19 protein-coding genes and 1 pseudogene are annotated in these 18,704 nt (G+C 70.5%); 11 read left to right on the forward strand and 9 right to left on the reverse strand.

The genetic code is table 11. The features are described 5' to 3' along the window. The 5 genes and pseudogenes from ACE3Q3_RS17030 to ACE3Q3_RS17050 form a co-directional block, all read right to left on the reverse strand. A pseudogene (locus tag ACE3Q3_RS17030) lies at positions 1-392 on the reverse strand (cyclase family protein); the annotation flags it as partial. Between the two features lie 28 nt (positions 393-420). Continuing rightward, positions 421-1,131 carry an ABC transporter ATP-binding protein gene (locus ACE3Q3_RS17035; protein ID WP_374448104.1) on the reverse strand — a complete coding sequence of 237 codons (711 nt, stop codon included), beginning with the start codon at positions 1,129-1,131 and terminating at the stop codon, positions 421-423. Further along, positions 1,128-2,819 carry an ATP-binding cassette domain-containing protein gene (locus ACE3Q3_RS17040; protein ID WP_374448106.1) on the reverse strand — a complete coding sequence of 564 codons (1,692 nt, stop codon included), beginning with the start codon at positions 2,817-2,819 and terminating at the stop codon, positions 1,128-1,130. The genes ACE3Q3_RS17035 and ACE3Q3_RS17040 overlap by 4 nt, the downstream gene beginning before the upstream one ends. 13 nt (positions 2,820-2,832) lie before the next feature. After that, a complete protein-coding gene (locus ACE3Q3_RS17045; RefSeq protein WP_374448107.1) occupies positions 2,833-3,702 on the reverse strand; it encodes a branched-chain amino acid ABC transporter permease in 870 nt (289 codons plus the stop codon). Positions 3,703-3,772: 70 nt separating this feature from the next. Beyond that, on the reverse strand, positions 3,773-4,924 hold the full coding sequence (locus tag ACE3Q3_RS17050; RefSeq protein ID WP_374448109.1) for an ABC transporter substrate-binding protein: 1,152 nt from the start codon (positions 4,922-4,924) through the stop codon (positions 3,773-3,775). Between the two features lie 147 nt (positions 4,925-5,071). Between ACE3Q3_RS17050 and ACE3Q3_RS17055 the strand changes: the two genes are divergently transcribed. The 6 genes from ACE3Q3_RS17055 (at position 5,072) to ACE3Q3_RS17080 (ending at position 10,282) form a co-directional block, all read left to right on the forward strand. After that, positions 5,072-6,421: an acyclic terpene utilization AtuA family protein gene (locus ACE3Q3_RS17055; protein WP_374448110.1), complete on the forward strand. Its 1,350-nt coding sequence runs from the start codon at positions 5,072-5,074 to the stop codon at positions 6,419-6,421. A 1-nt stretch (position 6,422) separates the two neighbouring features. Further along, positions 6,423-6,770, forward strand: a complete 348-nt coding sequence (locus ACE3Q3_RS17060) for a hypothetical protein (protein WP_374448111.1) — start codon at positions 6,423-6,425, stop codon at positions 6,768-6,770. A gap of 84 nt (positions 6,771-6,854) precedes the next feature. Beyond that, positions 6,855-7,622: a sulfite exporter TauE/SafE family protein gene (locus tag ACE3Q3_RS17065; RefSeq protein WP_374448113.1), complete on the forward strand. Its 768-nt coding sequence runs from the start codon at positions 6,855-6,857 to the stop codon at positions 7,620-7,622. Further along, entirely contained in the window at positions 7,619-8,533 is a 915-nt protein-coding gene (locus tag ACE3Q3_RS17070) for a DMT family transporter (protein ID WP_374448114.1), read from the forward strand. The genes ACE3Q3_RS17065 and ACE3Q3_RS17070 overlap by 4 nt, the downstream gene beginning before the upstream one ends. A 26-nt stretch (positions 8,534-8,559) precedes the next feature. Next, complete coding sequence (locus tag ACE3Q3_RS17075) at positions 8,560-9,090, forward strand: superoxide dismutase family protein (RefSeq protein WP_374448116.1); 531 nt, start codon at positions 8,560-8,562, stop codon at positions 9,088-9,090. A 31-nt stretch (positions 9,091-9,121) separates the two neighbouring features. Beyond that, positions 9,122-10,282 carry an alpha/beta fold hydrolase gene (locus ACE3Q3_RS17080; protein ID WP_374448118.1) on the forward strand — a complete coding sequence of 387 codons (1,161 nt, stop codon included), beginning with the start codon at positions 9,122-9,124 and terminating at the stop codon, positions 10,280-10,282. 9 nt (positions 10,283-10,291) lie between these two features. Here ACE3Q3_RS17080 and ACE3Q3_RS17085 read toward each other — a convergent pair whose 3' ends face one another. Then, on the reverse strand, positions 10,292-10,669 hold the full coding sequence (locus ACE3Q3_RS17085) for a nuclear transport factor 2 family protein (protein ID WP_374448119.1): 378 nt from the start codon (positions 10,667-10,669) through the stop codon (positions 10,292-10,294). Positions 10,670-10,801: 132 nt separating this feature from the next. Between ACE3Q3_RS17085 and ACE3Q3_RS17090 the strand changes: the two genes are divergently transcribed. Beyond that, positions 10,802-12,112, forward strand: coding sequence for a CapA family protein (locus ACE3Q3_RS17090; RefSeq protein WP_374448120.1), 1,311 nt, complete (start codon positions 10,802-10,804; stop codon positions 12,110-12,112). 11 nt (positions 12,113-12,123) lie between these two features. Continuing rightward, positions 12,124-12,837, forward strand: coding sequence for a haloacid dehalogenase type II (locus tag ACE3Q3_RS17095; RefSeq protein ID WP_374448121.1), 714 nt, complete (start codon positions 12,124-12,126; stop codon positions 12,835-12,837). 6 nt (positions 12,838-12,843) lie between these two features. Here ACE3Q3_RS17095 and ACE3Q3_RS17100 read toward each other — a convergent pair whose 3' ends face one another. Genes ACE3Q3_RS17100 through ACE3Q3_RS17110 form a run of 3 tightly spaced genes read right to left on the reverse strand, consistent with a single transcriptional unit; the run spans position 12,844 to position 15,765 of the window. Beyond that, positions 12,844-13,590, reverse strand: coding sequence for a sulfite exporter TauE/SafE family protein (locus tag ACE3Q3_RS17100; protein ID WP_374448124.1), 747 nt, complete (start codon positions 13,588-13,590; stop codon positions 12,844-12,846). Positions 13,591-13,606: 16 nt separating this feature from the next. Further along, complete coding sequence (locus ACE3Q3_RS17105) at positions 13,607-15,160, reverse strand: serine hydrolase domain-containing protein (protein ID WP_374448126.1); 1,554 nt, start codon at positions 15,158-15,160, stop codon at positions 13,607-13,609. After that, on the reverse strand, positions 15,157-15,765 hold the full coding sequence (locus tag ACE3Q3_RS17110; RefSeq protein ID WP_374448128.1) for a glutathione S-transferase family protein: 609 nt from the start codon (positions 15,763-15,765) through the stop codon (positions 15,157-15,159). Before ACE3Q3_RS17110 ends, ACE3Q3_RS17105 begins: the two co-directional genes overlap by 4 nt. A gap of 79 nt (positions 15,766-15,844) precedes the next feature. On the opposite strand from ACE3Q3_RS17110, the gene ACE3Q3_RS17115 reads away from it, so the two are divergent. From ACE3Q3_RS17115 to ACE3Q3_RS17125, 3 genes are all read left to right on the forward strand, one after another. Then, entirely contained in the window at positions 15,845-16,360 is a 516-nt protein-coding gene (locus tag ACE3Q3_RS17115) for a MaoC family dehydratase (RefSeq protein ID WP_374448130.1), read from the forward strand. 17 nt (positions 16,361-16,377) lie between these two features. Further along, positions 16,378-17,550, forward strand: coding sequence for an acyl-CoA dehydrogenase family protein (locus ACE3Q3_RS17120; protein WP_374448133.1), 1,173 nt, complete (start codon positions 16,378-16,380; stop codon positions 17,548-17,550). A 122-nt stretch (positions 17,551-17,672) separates the two neighbouring features. After that, entirely contained in the window at positions 17,673-18,692 is a 1,020-nt protein-coding gene (locus tag ACE3Q3_RS17125; RefSeq protein ID WP_374448135.1) for a Fe(3+) ABC transporter substrate-binding protein, read from the forward strand. The last annotated feature ends 12 nt before the right edge of the window (positions 18,693-18,704 follow it).

Below are 18,704 nucleotides of genomic sequence, written 5' to 3' on the forward strand. Positions count from 1 at the left end.
GGCTTGCCGTCGCCGTCGGCGTCGAACTGCTGGCCGACATGGGCGAAGCTGTCCCACTGCGTCGAATATTGCAGATGGATCAGCGCCGCGTCGTCGCTGATGACGTCGAGATGGTGGCGGTTGGTCAGGCTGAGCGGGAAGTTGAGGTAGGGCTTGCCGTCGCGCACCGTCGGCTGGAGCTTCGGCGGGTGCCGCCGCGGATTGAGCTTGGCCTCGCCCGGGTAGTCGAGCGGCAGCGACAGGCAGAAGGGAATGCCCTCCTTCACCTCCGCCATGCCCTTCTTCACCTGCTCGGGCGTCAGCAGGTTGAGGCGGCCGAGCTGGTCGTCGGGGCCCCAGTCGCCCCAGGTCGAGCCCTCGGGTCGGTTCTTCCAGCGCGGATTGGTCGGCATCGTCGGTTCCGGAGATGGTGTCGGGAAGTCAGAACAGCTTCATCAGTTCGACCCGGTCGTGGAGCGGGGCGGGCGGGCCGTCGTAGATCTTGCGGCCGGTCTTCAGGACGGCGACGCGGGACGCGATGGGCAGGCTGTACTTCACGTTCTGCTCCACCATCAGGATCGTCGTGCCCATGCTGCGGTTCACATGGGCGATCGCCTCCATGACCTTGTCGACGAGGTTGGGGGCGAGGCCGATCGAGGGCTCGTCGAGGATGACGAGGCGCGGCGCGTGCATCAGCGCCATGCCGATCGCCAGCATCTGCTGCTGCCCACCCGACAGCGTGCCGCCGATCTGCGCGGCGCGCTGCTTCAGGATCGGGAACATGGCGTAGATCGCCTCCAGCCGCTCGGGCAGGACCGACTTGTCGCGGACCGAGAAGGCGCCGAGGTCGAGATTGTCGCGCACCGTCAGCGTGCGGAAGATGCCGTGGCCCTGGGGGATGAAGGCGATGCCGTCGGCGACGTTGCCGGCCGGACCGCGCCCCGCGATGTCCCGGCCCTCGTAGCGGATCGTGCCTTCGTCCGTCGGCAGCAGGCCGAAGAGGGCGCGCATCAGCGTCGTCTTGCCGGCGCCGTTGTGGCCCAGCACCAGCAGGATCTCGCCCTTCGCGACGGCGATGTCGACGCCGTGGACGACCCGTTTGCGGCCGTAGCCCGCGGCGATGCCCCGCGCGTCCAGCATGATCTCGGTCATTTGAAGTAGCGCTCCGCCAGCACCGGGTCGGCGATCAGCGTCTCGGGCGTGCCCTCGGCGATCTTGTGGCCCTCGTCGAGGAACACCGCCCAGTCGCAGAGCCCGCGGATGACGTCGAGATTGTGCTCGATGATGCAGATGGTCTTCCCCTGGGCGGCGAGCCGCCGGATGATCGGGAAGATCTCCTCCATGGTGCCGGGATCGAGGCCGGAGAGCGGTTCGTCGAAGAGCAGCACCTCGGCGCCGGTCGCCAGCAGCCGGGCGATGACCAGCAGCTTCTCCTCCGCATAGGAGAGGTTCTCGGCCAGTTCTCCGGCCTGCGCCTCCAGCCCGACGAAGCGCAGCACGGCCAGGGCGCGGCCGAGATTCTCGCGCTCCTCCGCCCGGACGATCCAGGGGCGGAAATAGACGTCGAAGAGCCGGTCGCCGCGTTGCCGGGGCAGTGCCACGCGGACATTGTCCAGCACCGTCATCTTGCGGAAGAGCTTGAGGTCCTGGAACGACCGCGCCATCCCGGAGCGGACGATCTGGTGCGGCGCGCGGCCGGAGATCGTCTGGCCGCGAAAGCGGACGCTGCCGCCGTTCGGCCTGAGGAAGCCGGTCAGCAGGTTGAAGGCGGTGGTCTTGCCGGCGCCGTTGGGCCCGATCAGGCCGACGATCCGGCCGCGCTTCAGGTCGATCGAGAAGTCGCGAACGGCGACGATGCCGCCGAAGCTCTTCATGAGGTCGCGGCCCTCGACGGTGACGCCGCCGTCGGCCGCCATCGGTGGGGCGAGCGGGCCGAGGTCGCTGCCCCCGAGGCCGGCCGGGACGCGGGCCCGCTTCTCGTCATGCTCCGGCAGCAGCCCCTCCGGCCGCAGCCGCAGCATGACGATGAGGATGACGCCGTACATCACCTGCCGCAGCTTGTCGGCGATGTCGGGCGGCAGGTCGACGAACTTCAGCAGTTCCGGCAGCACGACCAGGATCGCCGCGCCCAGCACCGAGCCGGCGAGGTTGCCGGTGCCGCCGAGGATCACCATCGCCAGGATGTAGATCGTGGTCTCGATGGTGAAGGAGACGGCGCTGACGAAGGCGATGTAGTGGGCGTAGAGGCTGCCGGCGACCGACGCGATGCCGGCGGAGACCGCGAAGACGATGAGCTTCATCGCCACCACGTTCTTGCCGACCGCCTGGGCGGCCGCCTCGTTCTCGCGCATCGCCCGGAGTGCCCGGCCGAAGGGCGAGGCGCCGAGCCGCCAGGCGCACCACAGCGACAGGGCGGCGACGGCGACGGCGAGCGGCAGGAAGCGGCCGGCGGTGTCGAGCGCAACGCCGCCGACATGGATGCGCGGCACGTTGCCGATGCCCTGGGTGCCGCCGGTCAGGCTGGTCCAGTTCAGCATCACCGCGACCGCGATGATCTGCAGCGCCAGCGTGACGATGACGAGATACTCGCCGCCGACGCGGAGCGCCGGCAGGCCGATGGCGAGGCCGACGAGCGCCGCCAGCGCGATGCCGGCCAGGAGCGGCCAGGGGAACGGCAGCCCCCAGCTCGTCGCCAGGATCGCCGTCGTGTAGGCGCCGACGCCGAAGAAGGCGGCGTGCGACAGCGCGAACAGGCCGGAGAAGCCGATCAGCAGGTTGAAGGAGCCGGCCAGGATCGCATAGAGCGCGACCATCACCAGGATGTGCAGGAGGTAGTCCATCGACCGCCTCCCGTCAGCGCAGCCGTCGGCCGAACAGGCCGCTCGGCCGGAACAGCAGGATGAGGAAGAGCACGACGAAGGCGATGGTCGACTGCCACTCGGTGGGCAGTTTCCACATGCCGAGATTCTCGACGATGCCGACCGCGTAGCCGCCGATGATCGCCCCCTTGAAGGAGCCGATGCCGCCGACGATGACGGCGACGAAGGCCATGAAGACGGCGATGAAGCCCATGTGCGGCGTCGCCCCCTCCTTCAGCAGGATGAGGACGGCCGGCACCGCGGCGACGGCCGAGCCGACGGCAAAGGCGATCAGCGACACGCGCACCGTGTCGATGCCGATGATCTGCGCCATCTCGCCATTGTCGGTCATCGCCATCAGGGCCTTGCCGTGGCGGGCGTGGCGCAGGAAGGCGAAAAGCAGCAGGGCGACGATCGCCAGCGCCGCCACCTGCCAGAGCTGGATCGAGGTGACGACCACCGGTCCCCACAGGAAGATGCCGGGGCTGACGTCGGGAATGACCTTGGTGTCGGTCCCGAAGACGATGCCGATCAGGTTCTCCAGCGTGATGAAGAGGCCGAGCGAGGCGATCAGCACGACGAGGTGCGAACTGCCGCGGCGCTCGAACGGCCGGTAGAGCCAGAGGTAGGAGAGGGCGCCCGCCAGCGCCGCCGCCGCCACCCCGCAGGCGGCGGCCGGCAGCACCGGCAGGCCGAGCAGCGTCGCCGCGGCCCAGCAACCATAGGCGCCGATGGCGAAGATCGGCCCGAAGGCGAAGTGGGTGATCTTCGTCGGTCCGAAGATCAGCCCGAAGCCGACGCCGAGCAGCGCGTAGTGGCTGCCGTTGATGAGGCCGTTGACGAGAAGCTGGAGGACGAGATCCATCGGCCGCCGTTCGGGTCTGTGGGGACGTGGCCGGGCGGCGTCGCCGCCGCCCGGAAGTGCGGCCGGGCAGCTATTTGACCTGGACGAATTCCTGGAACTCGCCCTTGCCGTCCTTCACCTTGAAGAGCGCGACCCGCTTCTGGGCGACGCCGTTGGGCTGGAAGGTCATCTGGCCGCCATAGACGCTGTCGACCTTGGGGTTCTCGTAGAGGGCGGCCTTCAGCCGCTCGCCGCCGATATAGTCGCCGCCCTTCTTGCGCGACCGCTTCAGCAGTTCGGTCGCGAGATAGACGCCTTCGTAGTAGTTGGCGGCATAGAACTCGGGCGCCTGGCCCCAGCGCTTCTCGTAGTCGGCGGCGAACTGCTTCGACCAGGGCTGGTCGTCGGACGGCTTGAAGAAATCGTTGATGTAGAGGAAGCCCTCGCCGGTCGCGCCGGCGACCTTGGCGTCGTTGGCGGTGAACTCGACGCCGATGATCGGCTGCTTCATGCCGAACTCGCGGATGCGCTTGACGGCGAGCCCGACCTCGGGCGTGAACATCCACATGCCGATGACGTCGGGGCTGGCGGCGCGGATCTTGGCGACCTGGGTGTCCATGTTGGTGGCGCCCTGAGGCACCGCCTCGGTGGCGACGATGGTGCCGCCGCCCTTCTTCCACACCGGGTCGACGCTGGCGACGATGTAGTCGCCGACGTCGTTCTTCCAGTGGAGCTGGCCCATCTTCTTGAGGCCCATGCCCTGGGCGACCTGCAGCGCGCCGAGCGCGAGGTCGGAGGAGAGCGAGCGGTTGTGGACGATGTACTTGGAGGCGCCGACCATTTTCACGCCGACGCCGCCGCCGTTGATGAGGAAGATGTCGTTCTGGTCGGCGATGGGGGCGATGCCGAGCGTCGGTCCGGTGAAGGAGGTGAGCACGATCTTGGTGCCGTGGATCGACATCAGCCGGTTGATCGCGGCGACGCCCTCGGCGCCGCCGGCGCCCTTGTGGTCCTCGATCACCGCTTCGAGCTTGATGCCGTCGACGCCGCCCTTGGCGTTGATCTCGTCGACCGCCTGGCGCATGCCCTGCGACATCACCTGGCCGTACCAGCTCGCCTGGCCGCTCATGGCGAAGATGGCGCCGATCTTGATGACCGGCGGGTCCTTCGGCGGCTGCTGCGCGGCGGCGGTGCCGGCCAGCGCGAACAGCGCGGCCGTCGCGAGAATCCTGAGACGTGTCATGGCGCTCCTCCGATCGTCGGCATGGCGATGCCCGTCGCGGCCTCGGTGCGGTTGCCCCGCACATACCGCTTGGTATGTTTGGCGCCAGGGTGGCGAAGCGTCCGGCCGATGTCAAACGGCGCGAGAAGGCAATCGGGGGTGGAAACCATGAGGAGCATCCGCATCGGCGCCGGCGCCGCCTGGTGGGGCGACCGGATCGAGCCGGCGGCCTGGAACGCCGAGCGCGGCGACCTCGACTGGCTGGTGTTCGAGACCATGGCCGAGGCGACGGTGTCGGCCGCCCAGGTGCGGCGGCGGCGCGATCCCGCCTTTCCCGGCTACGACACCCATCTCGACGACCGCATGGCGGCGGTGCTGCCGCACTGCCTCGCCGGCCGCACCCGGATCGTCTCGAACCAGGGCTGGATCAATCCCGACGGCGCGGCGGACCGCATCGCCTGGTGGTGCCGGCGGCTCGGCCATGCCGGCGTCCGGGTGGCGGCCGTCGATGGCGGCATGCTGACCGACCGGATCGCGGGCCTCGCCGACCGGGTCCTGGAGACGGGAGAGCCGGTCGCGGCACTCCAGGGCACCATCGTCTCGGCCGAGGCCTATCTCGGCATCGAGCCGATCCTGGCGGCGCTGGCCGACGGCGCGCGCATCGTCGTCACCAGCCGCGTCGCCGACCCGTCGCTGTTCCTGGCGCCGATGGTCCACGAATTCGGCTGGGCGCTGGACGACTGGGCGCGGCTGGGGCAGGGGGCCGGGATCGGGCATCTGCTCGAATGCGGCGCCCAGGTGACCGGCGGGTATTTCGCCGACCCCGGCTACAAGGACGTGCCCGATCCCTGGAACCTCGCCTTCCCGATCGCCGAGGTGGGGGAGGACGGGGCGGCCGTGATCGGCAAGCTGCCGGGCACGGGCGGCCTCGTCGATGCGCGCACGGTGAAGGAGCAGCTCTTCTACGAGGTCCACGACCCTGCCGCCTACATCACGCCCGACGTCGTGGTCGACTTCACCACCACCCGCATCGTCGAGGAGGCGGCGGACCGCGTGCGGGTCGAGGGGATCGGCGGGCGGGTGCGGACGTCGACGCTGAAGGTCTCGATCGGTCTTCAGGAGGGGTTCGTCGGCGAGGACATGTTCTTCTATGCCGGTCCCGGTGCGCTCGACCGCGCGCGGCTCGCCCGGCGCATCCTCGAGGAGCGGTTCCGCTACGTGCAGCTGGCGGCCGACGACCTGCGCATCGACTTCCTCGGCGTCAACGCCATCCACGGGCCGGCCTCGCCCTGCGGGCCGGAGCCCTACGAGGTGGCGCTCCGGGTGGCCGCCCGCACCCGCAGCCGCGAGGAGGCGGCCAAGGTCGGGCGCGAGGTCGACGCCATGGCCGTCTCCGGCGTCGGCATGACCGGCAAGCGCGTGCCGCACCAGGACCGGGTGCGAGAGGTCATCGGCGTCTGGTCGGCGCTGGTCGCCCGCGACGCCGTCCGTCCCACCGTCACCATCCGCGAGAGTTGAGATGCTGGTCCCGCTGCGCCGCATCGCCCATGCCCGCTCCGGCGACAAGGGCAACATCTCGAACGTCGGGGTCTTCGCCTACGAGGCGGCGTTCTATCCGGCGATCAAGGCGCAACTGACGGCCGAGCGCTTTGCCGCCCGCTATGCCGGCGTCGTCCGCGGACGGGTCGACCGGTACGCGGTCGACGGGCTCGCCGCCCTCAATTTCGTCGCCCACGACGCACTCGGCGGCGGCGTCTCCCGCAACCTCTGCCTCGACAATTATGGCAAGACGCTGGCGGCCGCCGTCCTCGACGTCGAGATCGAGATCGAGGACCGGCTGGCGCCGCTGTTGCGCGGACCGGAATAGTCGCCGCACAAGCGGCTTCGCCATGGCCAACGGTGCCGCCGGCCGGTAGGCTGCAGCGATCCTTCCGAAGAGCGGCCCGCGGGCGTGATCGCCGATCCCTGGTTCTACTGCCTCGCCGTTCCGGCGCTGCTCTTCACCGGCATCTCCAAGGGCGGGCTCGGGGCCGGCGCCGGCATCCTGTCGGTGCCGCTGATGTCGCTCGCGATCTCGCCGACCCAGGCGGCCGGCATCATGCTGCCGGTGCTCTGCGTCATGGACCTGATCGGCCTGTGGAGCTACCGCAGCGCCCATGACGGACCGAAGCTCGCCTTCCTGCTGCCGGCCGCGATGGCTGGGATCGCGCTCGGCACGCTGACCTTCGGGTGGCTGTCGGAGGCCGGCATCCGGCTCGTCATCGGCGGCATCGCCGTCGCCTTCGTGCTGCGCCACTGGGCTGGCCTGCTGGCGCGCGACCGCCGGCGCGACCGGCCGCCGCCCGGCCGGACGGCCGGCATGTTCTGGTCGGCGGTGTCGGGCTACACCAGCTTCGTCGCCCATGCCGGCGGCCCGCCGCTCTCCGTCTATCTGCTGCCGCAGAAGCTCGACAAGACGACCTTCGTCGCGACGACCGTGGTGTTCTTCGCTGCGGTCAATTTCGTCAAGCTCGGGCCCTATGCGTGGCTGGGGCAGCTCCAGCCGGGCAACCTGCTGACCAGCCTCGTGCTGCTGCCGCTGGCGCCCGTCGGCATGGGGCTCGGCTTCTGGCTGCACCGCCGCATCGACCCGGTGCTGTTCTTCCGCATCTGCCACGGGCTGCTGCTGCTGACCGGGGTCAAGCTCGCGTGGGACGGGCTGACGGGGCTGGCGGCGTGACCGCGCCCGACGACACGAGCGGCGACCGCGAGCGCCGCGGCCGGCTCGTCGGTGCCGCCTTCATGGTCCTGGCCGGCCTGCTCTTCATCGCCCTCGACACGATCTCGAAGTTCCTGGTCGCCGAATATTCGGTCATGCAGGTGACCTGGGGCCGGTACTTCTTCAGCATGCTGCCGATCCTGGCGCTGTTCGCGGCCCGCGGGCAGTTCCGCTACCTGCGCACCGGCCGGCCCGGCCTGCAGATCCTGCGCTCGGGCCTGCTGTTCCTGGCGAGCGCGCTCTTCGTGCTGGCGCTGCGCTACCTGCCGCTCGCCGACACGATCACCCTCAACCATTCGAGCCCGCTGCTGGTGACGGCGCTCTCGGTGCCGCTCCTGGCCGAGAAGGTCGGATGGCGGCGCTGGCTGGCGGTCATCGTCGGCTTCATCGGCGTGCTCGTCGTCGTCCGGCCGGGCTTCCAGGAACTCCACTGGGCGGTCGCGCTGCCGCTGGTGACCGCGACCGCCATGGCCTTCTACAACGTCACCACCCGGATGCTGGCGGCGACCGACCACCCGATGACGACGATCTTCTATACCGGTCTCGTCGGCACCGTCGCCTCGCTCGCGGCGGTGCCGTTCGTCTGGGCCGCGCCCGATCTCTGGGGCTGGATCGGGCTGGTGACGATCGGCATCCTCGGCTTCGTCGGCCACCTCGCCTACATCCACGCCTTCAGCCACGCCCCGCCCGCGTTCCTGGCGCCCCTGAGCTATCTCGGCCTCGCCTGGGGAACGCTCGCCGGCTGGGCGCTCTTCGGACAGTTGCCGGACCTCGGCACGTTCGTCGGCATGGGCATCATCGCCGGCAGCGGCCTATACATCATCTATCGCGAGTCGATCCGGCGCCGGGAGCACCGCGGCGCCACCGGGTGAACGAGACAACCAGGAGGATTTCACCGATGTTCCGTCCGAAGCCGCTGCTGGTCGCGACCGTCCTCGCCCTGGCGCCCCTGACCGCCGCCGCCGCCGACCGGGCGGGCGCCGACATCGTCGGCGCCGGCGGCAAGGTGCTCGGCACCGCGACCCTGGTCGAGGCGCCCACCGGCATCCTGATCCGCGTCGACCTGCGCGGCCTGCCGCCCGGCGACAAGGCGATCCACATCCACGCCGTCGGCACCTGCGACGACCACGACCACGGCTTCGTCGCCTCCAAGGCGCATCTCAACCCGCAGGGCCGCAAGCACGGCCTGCTCAACCCGGAGGGGCCGGATGCGGGCGACCTGCCCAATGTCCGGGTCCACGCCGACGGCACGGCGATGGCCGAGTTCTTCACCACGCTCGCCTCGCTCGGCGGCAAGGGCGGGCGGCCGGCGCTGCTCGACGCCGACGGCGCGGCGCTGGTGCTGCACGCCAATCCCGACGATCACGCGACGCAGCCGATCGGCGGCGCCGGCGCCCGCATCGGCTGCGGCGTCGTCAAGGCGCGCTGACCGTTCCGGCCGGCCTCGAAGGCGGCAGCCGATGACCGATCTCCTCCCGCTCGACCCGGGCGTGCTGCCGGCCGGCATCCGGTCGCGGTTCGTGCCGGGAATCAACGGCCTGCGGATGCACCTCCTGGAGGCCGGCCACGAGACCCCGGGCCGGCCGGCCGTCCTGCTGCTGCACGGCTTTCCCGAACTCGCCTACAGCTGGCGGAAGGTCATGGTGCCGCTGGCGGCGGCGGGCTACCACGTCATCGCGCCCGACCAGCGCGGCTACGGACGGACCACGGGATGGGACCCCGACTATGACGGGGACCTGGCGCAGTTCCGCTTCCTCAACCTGCTGCGCGACGTGCTGGGGCTGACCTTCGCGCTCGGCCACCGATCGGTCGCGGCCGTCGTCGGGCACGATTTCGGCGCCTCGGTCGCGGCGCTCGCGGCGCTGGCGCGGCCCGACTATTTCCGCTCGCTGGTGCTGATGAGCGCGCCCTTCGCGGGCGCCCCGTCGATCCCGTTCGCCACCGCCGACCGTGGCGCGGCCCCGGTGGCGGCGGGGCCCGACATCCACGCCGCGCTGGCGGCTCTGCCGCGGCCGCGCAAGCACTACCAGTGGTACTATTCCGGCCGCGAGGCCGATCCGGACATGTGGCGGGCGCCGCAGGGAGTGCACGCCTTCCTGCGCGCCTACTATCACTTCAAGAGCGCCGACTGGGCCGGCAACCGCCCGTTCCGCCTCGCCGGCTGGACGGCGGCCGAACTGGCGAAGATGCCGACCTACTACATCATGGACCGGGATGAGGGGATGGCGGCGACGGTCGCCCGCGAGATGCCGACGCCGGCCGAGATTGCGGCCTGCGGCTGGCTGACCGAGGCGGAACTCGCGGTCTATTCCGGCGAGTACGCGCGCACCGGGTTCCAGGGTGGGCTGCAATGGTACCGCTGCCGGACCAGCGGCCGCTTCGACGCCGAACTGGAAGTGTTCTCGGGCAAGACCATCGACATTCCCTCCGCCTTCGTCGCCGGCCGCAGCGACTGGGGCATCTACCAGAAGCCGGGCGCCATCGAGGAGATGCGGGAGCAGGTCTGTTCCCGCATGCTCGGCTGCCATCTGGTCGAGGGCGCCGGCCACTGGGTGCAGCAGGAGCAGGCGGGGGAAGTCACCCGCCTGCTTCTCGACTTCCTCGGCCGCGGCGGAGGCTGACCGCCGCCGTCAGGGCTCGATCGTCTTCCAGAACGTGTCCTTGTGGGCGATCTTGCCGTCGCGGAAGTGGAAGATGTCACAGCCGTGGAGGTCGAGCGCCCGGCCGCTGCGCCGGTCGGTGCCGGTCACGGTCCAGTAGGAGACGCCCCGGTCGCCCGCGACGAAGCGGAAATGCGGGTGCCAGTACATGTCCGGGATGTGGGAGAAGCGCTCGCGCAGGAACTGCCCGATCGCAGCCTTCCCCTTGAGCTCGATGCCGGTCTTGGTCGGGCCGCGCGCCGTGCAGAACACGCCGTCCTCGCAAAAATGCGAGAGGATCCGGTCGACGTCGCGGCTGTTGAAGGCCGCCTCGATCTCCATCACCAGGGCGTCGGTCGGTGCGATCATGTGTCATGCCTCCTTCGGGCGCGATCGACGGCATTCGATCATGGAGGCGATGCGGCGATCAACGCGGATGGTGTCCGGCGACAGCGGCAGGTAGCATCGCCGCCCCGTCCCCTCGGTGAATCGGAAATCCCCATGGCGCGTGCTGGACTGATGCGGAAGAAGGCGGTGGCCGGACCGCAATGGACCCTGACGGCGGCCGGCGATGCCATCATCGGCCTCCGCACGCGGCACCTCGACCGGCCGGAGGAGCCGGGCTTCCACGATCTCTGCCGGCTGATCCGCTCGGTCGACGTCGCCTCGGTCAACCTGGAGACCAACGTCTTCGACATGGCGTCCTTCCGCGGCTGGCCGGGTGCCGAGCGCGGGGGCAGCTACCTCGTCGCGCCTCCGGCGGCGCTGGCCGATCTCGCCCACATGGGCTTCCACCTCTTCGCCCGCGGCAACAACCATGCCTGCGACTGGGGGATCGAGGGGCTGCAGGCGACGGCCCGGGTGCTGGACGGGATGGGCCTGCCGCATGCCGGCTGCGGCGACCACCTGTCGGCGGCCGGCCGCGCCGTCTATCTCGACACTGCGGTCGGGCGGGTGGCGATGCTGAGCCTGACGACGACCTACCCGGCGAGCCACCGGGCCGGCGCCCAGCGCGGCGACGTCGCCGGCCGCCCCGGCGTCAACGGCGTCAAGGTGAAGCGGCGCCTGGAACTCGACCCCGCGACCTACAAGGTGCTGGCGGCGGCCCAGTCCGCCCAGGGCAACCCGCGCCTCTTCGAGACGGCCAACCTGGCGCTGGCCGAGGGCACCGAGACCCGGATCGTCGAGTGGCTGGAGCCGCGCGACGTCGACCGTGTCCTGCGCGAGATCCGCAACGCCGCCGCCTTCGCCGACATCGTCCTCGTCAATGGCCACACCCACGAGCCGGCCAACCCGGTGACCCGCACGCCGGACTGGCTGGTCACCTTCGCGCGCGCCTGCATCGACGCCGGCGCCACGGCCTATCTCGGCCACGGGCCGCACCAGCTGCGCGGCATGGAGGTCCATGCCGGCCGGCCGATCTTCTACAGTCTCGGCAATTTCGTCTTCCACCGCGACACGACGGAGCCGGTGCCGGCCGAGCAGTACGAGGTACTGGACCTCCCGGGCGACACGTCGATGCCGGCCGACTACTACGCCGCCCGCGCCGCCAAGAGCGCGACGCTCAATTTCGCCGACGCGGCCTACTACGAGACGCTGCTGCCGATCCTGCGCTTCGCGGGCACCGAGGTCGTCGGCATCGACTTCCATCCGGTCGAGCTGTCGCAGGCGCTGCGGGCCGCCCGCCGCGGCACGCCGCGGCTCGCCGACAAGGCGACCGGAGAGCGTATCGTGGCGCGCTTCGCCGAACTGTCGCGGCCGTTCGGCTGCGCGATCGCCTGGAAGGGCGGCCTCGGCCGCTGGCAGCCGTGAGGAGGGATGCGATGGGCCACGGCATCAAGGCACTGGTGTTCGACGTGTTCGGCACGCTGGTCGACTGGCGCGGATCGATCGCCCGCGAAGGCGCGGCCTGGGGGGCGGCACGCGGCGTCGCCGCCGACTGGGCCGCCTTCGCCGACGCCTGGCGCGCCGCCTACCACCCGTCGATGGACCGCGTCCGCCGCGGCGAGCGGCCGTGGACGATCCTCGACCACCTGCACCGCGAGACGCTCGACCGGCTGCTCGCCGAGTTCGGCATCATCGGCCTCGACGAGGCCGAGAAGGACCACTGGAACCGGGTCTGGCACCGGCTGACGCCGTGGCCGGACACGGTCCCGGGCATGCTGGCGCTGAAGCCGCATTTCACGCTGGCGACCCTGTCGAACGGCAACGTCGCGCTGCTGCTGAACATGGCGAAGCGGGCCGGCATGCCGTTCGACACCATCCTTTCGGCCGAACTCTGCCGGCACTACAAGCCGGACCCCGAGGTCTACCGCATGGCCTACGGCCTGCTCGGGCTGCAGCCGCACGAGGTGCTGATGACGGCGGCGCACAATTCCGATCTCGTCGCGGCGTCGCAACAGGGGCTGCGGACCGCCTTCTTCCCGCGCCCGGCCGAGTACGGGCCGGCGCAGGTCAAGGACAAGCAGGCGGAGCATGCGTTCGACTTCGTGGCAACCGACCTTGTCGACCTTGCCCGCCAGCTTCGCGCGATCTGACCAAGCTCAGGTCAGGAGCAGTCGGATGCCGGCACCGAAGAGGACGAAGGCCAGGACGTAGCGCATCGCCGTCTCCGGCAGGAGCCGCGCGCCGAGCGAGGCGCCGAGCCAGCCGCCGACGGCCACGACCGCCATCCAGGCCGGCAGCATCTCCGGGAGGGCGCCGAGGTGGTCGTGTGCGCCCGCCAGGGCGGCGGCCGAGTTCAGGAGGTTGTAGGCGGCGGTGATGGCGGCCGTCTGGCGCACCGCGACCCAGTTCATCGAGAGGATGAGCGGCGCAAGGAAGACGCCGCCGCCCGTGCCGGTGGTTCCCGACACAAATCCCACGACGGCACCCGCCGCGACCGCCGGAAGGATCGGCGGGGCCGGCGGCGGCTGGGCAACGGTATCCCGCCTTCCGCGGGCGGCGAGGAACATCTGCGCTGCGGAGATCAGCAGGATCATTCCGACGGCGGGGTCGTAGATCGCTTCCGGCAGCTGCACGGCGCCGCCGAGGAACGAGAACGGGATGCCGAGCACGCCGAACGGATAGAACGTCCGCCAGCTCAAGAGGCGCAAGCGTGAGAACCGGTACGTCGCAATCGCGGCCACGACCACGTTGAGGGCCAGCGCCGTCGTCTTCATGGTCTCCGGCGCGAACCCGACGACGCCCATGACGGCGAGGTAGCCGGAGGCGCCGGCTTGGCCGATGGTGGCGTAGAGCACGGCGATCAGCAGGAAGGCGAGGGTCAGCCCGCCATTCTCGCCGGTCATCGCCACAGCCGGACCGTCACGCCCGCCGCAGGGCCACGCGCTTCAGCCGTTCCAGCGTGACTTCCGCGCCGGCGACGCGGCCCTTCGCGTCGCGACGGAAGCGGAAGACGTGGCGGTGGGCGATGCCGGGGGCGGAGGGCTCGACGAGGAAGAGGTCGGGGCCGACCGGGCGCATGGCGAAGGCGCGGCCGCGGTCCCCGCCTGGGCCGTAGTCGATCGCGAGGCCGCCGTCGGCGATGCGGACGACGTGGCGGCTGGGGATGTCGACGCCGTCATAGGCGCCCGCATAGTCGCCGGGGTCGAAGGCCGGAGCGGTTGCCGGCACGAGGTGCAGGCGTTCGCCGCCGAGGTCCAGGTCGAGCGCGCCGTCCGCGGCGAAGGCGCCATCGGCATGCATCATGGCGCCGAGATCGACGGCGGCCCGGAAGCGCATGCCCGCGGCGAGCAGCCGGTAGGACGGGCCGACCGTTTCCAGGAGGCCGCCGGTACCGAGGCGGACCCACTCGCCCGCCTCCGGCGCGACGAATTCGCCCGTCCGATCCGGTTGCGGGGGCGGGTCGGGTTCGGGCGTCGGCAGGACGATCTCCAGCATCCGCGGGACGAGTTGGCCGGGCAGCCGGTCCTCGCGGTTCGACAGGAAGACGACGCCGAATCCGGAATCCGGCAGCAGCAGCATGCCGGCCTTCCAGCCCGGCTGGGTACCGAAATGGCCGATGGCGCGACGGCCGCGCCATTGCCGCAGGAAGAGGCCGAGGCCGTAGCGCAGCCGCCGGCCGTCGGCAAGTCGGGCCGGCTCGGCCATGGTGGCCAGCGCCGAGACCCGGCCGGCGAGCAGGGCCGAGGCCCAGCGCGCCATGTCGGCCAGCGTCGACACCACCGGGTCGCCGCAGATGCCGAGGATGTCGGTCGCCCGGCGCCAGTTTCCACCCGCCCGGACGTACGGCTCCGCCATGCCCGGAAGCGGGATGCCGTCGTCGTGGCGGTCGGTCGTACGCTCGAGCCCGAGCGGATCGTAGAGCGCGGCCCGGCGCGCGGCGTCGGCCGACGCGTGGCCGAGCCGGCGCAGGATCTCGTCGGCCAGCACGAAATTGACGTTGCCGTACATGTAGCGGCGGCCGGGTGGCGCGCTCGTCCGCGCCCGGGCGAGCGCCCGGGCCAGCAGGTCGGCGGCGCGGCCGGGCGAGGGGTGCCAGACGCCGCGCAGCCGGTCGATCTCGAGGACGTCGTCGAGGCCGCTCGTCATCGACAGGAGGTGGCGCACCGTGACCGGCCGCCCGTGGTCGGGCGCCGGCATCTCGGGCAGGTGGCGGCGGATGTCGTCGTCGAGCGACAGGCGGCCGTCGGCCGCCGCCCGGACCATGGTCGCGGCGGTGAAGGGCTTGCTGAGGGAGACGAGATGGAACCGCGTCTCAGCCGTGACCGGCGCACCCTGGGCGAGGCTGGCGAGACCAGCGACGCCGGACCACAGGGTGCCGGCGGCGTCGACGATCGCCGCCGCCGTCCCGGGCTCGTCCGGGGCGGCCGCGATCAGCCGGTCGAGCGCCGCGCCGTCGATGGCGGGCGCCGTCATTCGCGCAAGGCCCGGGCCTCCCTGGCGGCCGGTCGGTCGTAGCAGCGGTCGAGCCACGCCTTGGCGGCCGGCGTCCGCGTCAGGTCGCCCCACAGCAGGCGGTACATGACCGAGGCGACGTTGAGGTCGGCGATGGTGAAGCGGTCACCCAGGAGGTAGGGGCGCTCGCGCACCGCCCCGTCAATCAGGGCCAGCTTCGGCGCCAGTGTCGACAAGGCCTTGGCGGCGACCGCGGGGTCGCGCTTCTCGGGCGGCAGGACCATCGTGTGCCGGGCCCAGTCGAGGATCGGGAAATCGAGCTCGGTGGCGGCGAAGAGCGTCCATTGCCAGGTCCGCGCCTCGTCCTCGAGCGCGGCGGGATAGAGCGGCGAGCCGGCGCGCTTGGCGAGGTAGAGGTTGATCGCCAGCGATTCCGAGAGCCGGAAGGCACCGTCCGCGATGGTCGGCACGGTGCCGAGCGGGTTCACCGCCAGGTATTCCGGCGTCTTGTTGCTGCCGTCGAAGCCGATCTGGACATGGTCGTAAGGGAGGCCAAGCTCCTTCGCCGCCCAGAGGACGCGGAAGGCGCGCGAACGGGCGATGCCGTAGATCTTGAGGTCGGCCATGGTCGTGGAGAAGCTCCGTCGGATGGGCGTTCGGGACCGAACCCCGGTATGATGGCGCGAACCACGGGAGGAAGGAAGAATGGTCGGCAGCCGCGAGATCGCGCCGCAACGGTTCCGGGCGTCGCCCGGCCGCTATTTCGAGGATTTCACGATCGGCGACGTCTACGAGCATCGTCCGGGCCGGACGATCACCGAGACCGACAATGCCTGGTTCACGCTGCTGACCATGAACACCCACCCGCTGCATTTCGACCAGGCCTATGCGGCGAAGAGCGAGTTCGGCCGGCCGCTGGTGAACAGCGCGCTCACCCTCTCGATCGTGACCGGGATGAGCGTCGCCGACGTCAGCCAGCACGCGATCGCCAATCTCGGCTGGACCGACATCAAGCTGACGGCGCCGGTCTTCAACGGCGACACGATCTATGCGGAGAGCGAGGTGCTGGACAAGCGCGCCTCCCGCTCGCGGCCGGGCCAGGGGGTCGTCACCGTGCTGACCCGCGGGCTCAAGGCCGACGGGACGGAGTTCATGCAGTTCCGGCGCGCAATCCTGACCGCCATGCGCGGCCACGGCGTCGCCGACAAGGCCAACTACTGATCCCGGGAAGGAACGCCATGACCACCGATGCCGCCGGCAAGGACGAAGCCGCCGAGCAGGACCGTCTCATCCTCGACTCTGTCGGCCGCTTCCTCGACCGCGACGTGAAGCCCCACGTCCATGCGCTGGAGCACGACGACATCTACCCCGAGGAGATCGTCGGGCGGATGAAGGAGCTGGGGCTTTTCGGCGCCACGATCGCGCCGGAATTTGGCGGGCTCGGCCTCTCCGCCTCGACCTACGCCCAGGTGGTCGAGCGCGTGTCGCAGGTGTGGATGTCGCTTTCGGGCATCTTCAACTCGCACCTCATCATGGCGTCGGCGGTGCAGCGTTTCGGCACGCCCGAGCAGAAGGAGCGGTTCCTGCCGCGCTTCGCCACCGGCGAACTGCGCGGCGGCCTGGCACTCACCGAGCCCGATTGCGGCACCGACCTGCAGGCGATCCGCACGGTCGCCCGCGCCGACGGCAACGGCTGGGTGATCGACGGCACCAAGACCTGGATCTCGAACGGCATCCACGGGCAGGCCTTCGCCGTGCTGGTCAAGACCGACCCCGAGGCGGAGCCGCGGCACCGGGGCATGTCGCTCTTCATCTGCGAGAAGGGCGAGGGCTTCTCGGCCAGCCGCAAGCTGGAGAAGCTCGGATACAAGGGCATCGACAGCGCCGAGCTGATCTTCAGCGACTATCGCATCGGCAACGAGAACCTGGTCGGCGGCGTGCCGGGCGAGGGGCTGAAGCACGCGCTCGGCGGGCTCGAGCTCGGCCGCATCAACGTCGCCGCGCGCGGCGTCGGCGTCGCCCAGGCCGCCCTCGACGAGGCGGTGCGCTACTCCCAGATCCGCAAGACCTTCGGCAAGCCGATCTGCGAGCACCAGTCGATCCAGATCAAGCTCGCCGACATGGCGACCCGGGTCGAAGCGGCGCGGCTCCTGGTGCGCGCCGCCGCCGACGCCTGGGATGCCGGTCGGCGCTGCGACATGGAGGCCGGCATGGCCAAGCTCTTCGCCAGCGAGGCCGCGGTCGAGAACTCGCTGGAGGCGATGCGCGTCCATGGCGGCTACGGCTATTCCAAGGAGTTCCCGGTCGAGCGCCTGTACCGCGACGCGCCCCTCCTGGTGATCGGCGAGGGCACCAACGAGCTCCAGCGCCTCATCATCGCGCGCCAGCTCATCCAGCGGAATCCGGTCTAGGCCCATCGCCCGGGCGGAATGCCGCACCTGAGAGTTACTTGCAATCGCACGCCGCCCGGATTAATTCCTAGGCATCCGGCGCTGCCGTCTCGGCCGCGCACGGCAACGAATTCGGAGGGACGATGCGATCGACGAGCCTCGCGGCGCTGATGGCGTCGGTGGTGATGGGGGTGGCGACCGGGGCGGCCGCGGCCGACCTCAACCTCTACACGGCCCGGCACTACGACACCGACAACGCCCTCTACGAGGGCTTCACCAAGCTGACCGGCTTCAAGGTCCGGCTGGTCGAGGACACGGCCGAGAAGCTGATCGAACGGATCAAGGCCGAGGGCGTCAACAGCCCGTGCGACGTCTTCGTCACCGTCGACGCCGGTCGCCTGCAGGCGGCCGAGGACCAGGGCATCTACCAGCCGGTGAAGTCGGCCGTGCTCGAGGAGAAGATTCCGGCCGCGCTCCGCGATCCGGGCGGGCAGTGGTTCGGCTTCTCCAAGCGGGCGCGCGTCATCGTCTACAACAAGGCGAAGGTGAAGCCGTCCGAGCTCTCGACATACGAGGACCTGGCCGATCCGAAGTGGAAGGGCCGCATCCTGATGCGGAGCTCGACCAACATCTACAACCTGTCCCTGACCGGCTCGATCCTCGCCGCCAACGGACCGGAGAAGACCGAGGCCTGGGCGCGTGGCTTCGCCGCCAACTTCGCGCGGCCGCCGCGCGGCGGCGACACCGACCAGATCAAGGGCGCGGCCGCCGGCGAGGGCGACGTCGCGATCTCGAACACCTACTACCTCGCCCGCCTCGTCAACTCGAAGAAGCCCGAGGACAAGGCCGTCGCCGACAAGGTCGGGGTGTTCTTCCCGAACCAGAAGGACCGGGGCACGCACGTCAACATCAGCGGCGCTGGCGTATGCCGGCACGCCCCCAACCGCGAGGCGGCGGTGAAGTTCCTGGAGTATCTCGCCTCGCCCGAGGCCCAGAAGATCTTCGCCATCGGCAACTACGAGTACCCGGTCGTGGCGGGCGCCGAACTGCATCCGACGCTGGTGGCCTGGGGCGAGTTCAAGGCCGACGGGCTCAACGCCAAGACCTTCGCCAAGAACAGCGCCGAGGCGCTGAAGATCATGGACCGCGCCGGCTGGCGCTAGTCAGGCGGTCAT

Origin of the sequence: Allostella sp. (genome assembly GCF_041913585.1) — a bacterium.
Taxonomy (GTDB): Bacteria; Pseudomonadota; Alphaproteobacteria; order ATCC43930; family Allostellaceae; genus Allostella.

What these genes read in the sequence shown, in the direction of transcription:
- ACE3Q3_RS17035 (WP_374448104.1), bottom strand. Translation starts at nt 1,131, where the DNA reads ATGACCGAGATCATGCTGGACGCGCGGGGCATCGCCGCGGGCTACGGC.
- ACE3Q3_RS17040 (WP_374448106.1), bottom strand. Translation starts at nt 2,819, where the DNA reads ATGGACTACCTCCTGCACATCCTGGTGATGGTCGCGCTCTATGCGATC.
- ACE3Q3_RS17045 (WP_374448107.1), bottom strand. Translation starts at nt 3,702, where the DNA reads ATGGATCTCGTCCTCCAGCTTCTCGTCAACGGCCTCATCAACGGCAGC.
- ACE3Q3_RS17050 (WP_374448109.1), bottom strand. Translation starts at nt 4,924, where the DNA reads ATGACACGTCTCAGGATTCTCGCGACGGCCGCGCTGTTCGCGCTGGCC.
- ACE3Q3_RS17055 (WP_374448110.1), top strand. Translation starts at nt 5,072, where the DNA reads ATGAGGAGCATCCGCATCGGCGCCGGCGCCGCCTGGTGGGGCGACCGG.
- ACE3Q3_RS17060 (WP_374448111.1), top strand. Translation starts at nt 6,423, where the DNA reads ATGCTGGTCCCGCTGCGCCGCATCGCCCATGCCCGCTCCGGCGACAAG.
- ACE3Q3_RS17075 (WP_374448116.1), top strand. Translation starts at nt 8,560, where the DNA reads ATGTTCCGTCCGAAGCCGCTGCTGGTCGCGACCGTCCTCGCCCTGGCG.
- ACE3Q3_RS17080 (WP_374448118.1), top strand. Translation starts at nt 9,122, where the DNA reads ATGACCGATCTCCTCCCGCTCGACCCGGGCGTGCTGCCGGCCGGCATC.
- ACE3Q3_RS17085 (WP_374448119.1), bottom strand. Translation starts at nt 10,669, where the DNA reads ATGATCGCACCGACCGACGCCCTGGTGATGGAGATCGAGGCGGCCTTC.
- ACE3Q3_RS17090 (WP_374448120.1), top strand. Translation starts at nt 10,802, where the DNA reads ATGGCGCGTGCTGGACTGATGCGGAAGAAGGCGGTGGCCGGACCGCAA.
- ACE3Q3_RS17095 (WP_374448121.1), top strand. Translation starts at nt 12,124, where the DNA reads ATGGGCCACGGCATCAAGGCACTGGTGTTCGACGTGTTCGGCACGCTG.
- ACE3Q3_RS17100 (WP_374448124.1), bottom strand. Translation starts at nt 13,590, where the DNA reads ATGACCGGCGAGAATGGCGGGCTGACCCTCGCCTTCCTGCTGATCGCC.
- ACE3Q3_RS17105 (WP_374448126.1), bottom strand. Translation starts at nt 15,160, where the DNA reads ATGACGGCGCCCGCCATCGACGGCGCGGCGCTCGACCGGCTGATCGCG.
- ACE3Q3_RS17110 (WP_374448128.1), bottom strand. Translation starts at nt 15,765, where the DNA reads ATGGCCGACCTCAAGATCTACGGCATCGCCCGTTCGCGCGCCTTCCGC.
- ACE3Q3_RS17115 (WP_374448130.1), top strand. Translation starts at nt 15,845, where the DNA reads ATGGTCGGCAGCCGCGAGATCGCGCCGCAACGGTTCCGGGCGTCGCCC.
- ACE3Q3_RS17120 (WP_374448133.1), top strand. Translation starts at nt 16,378, where the DNA reads ATGACCACCGATGCCGCCGGCAAGGACGAAGCCGCCGAGCAGGACCGT.
- ACE3Q3_RS17125 (WP_374448135.1), top strand. Translation starts at nt 17,673, where the DNA reads ATGCGATCGACGAGCCTCGCGGCGCTGATGGCGTCGGTGGTGATGGGG.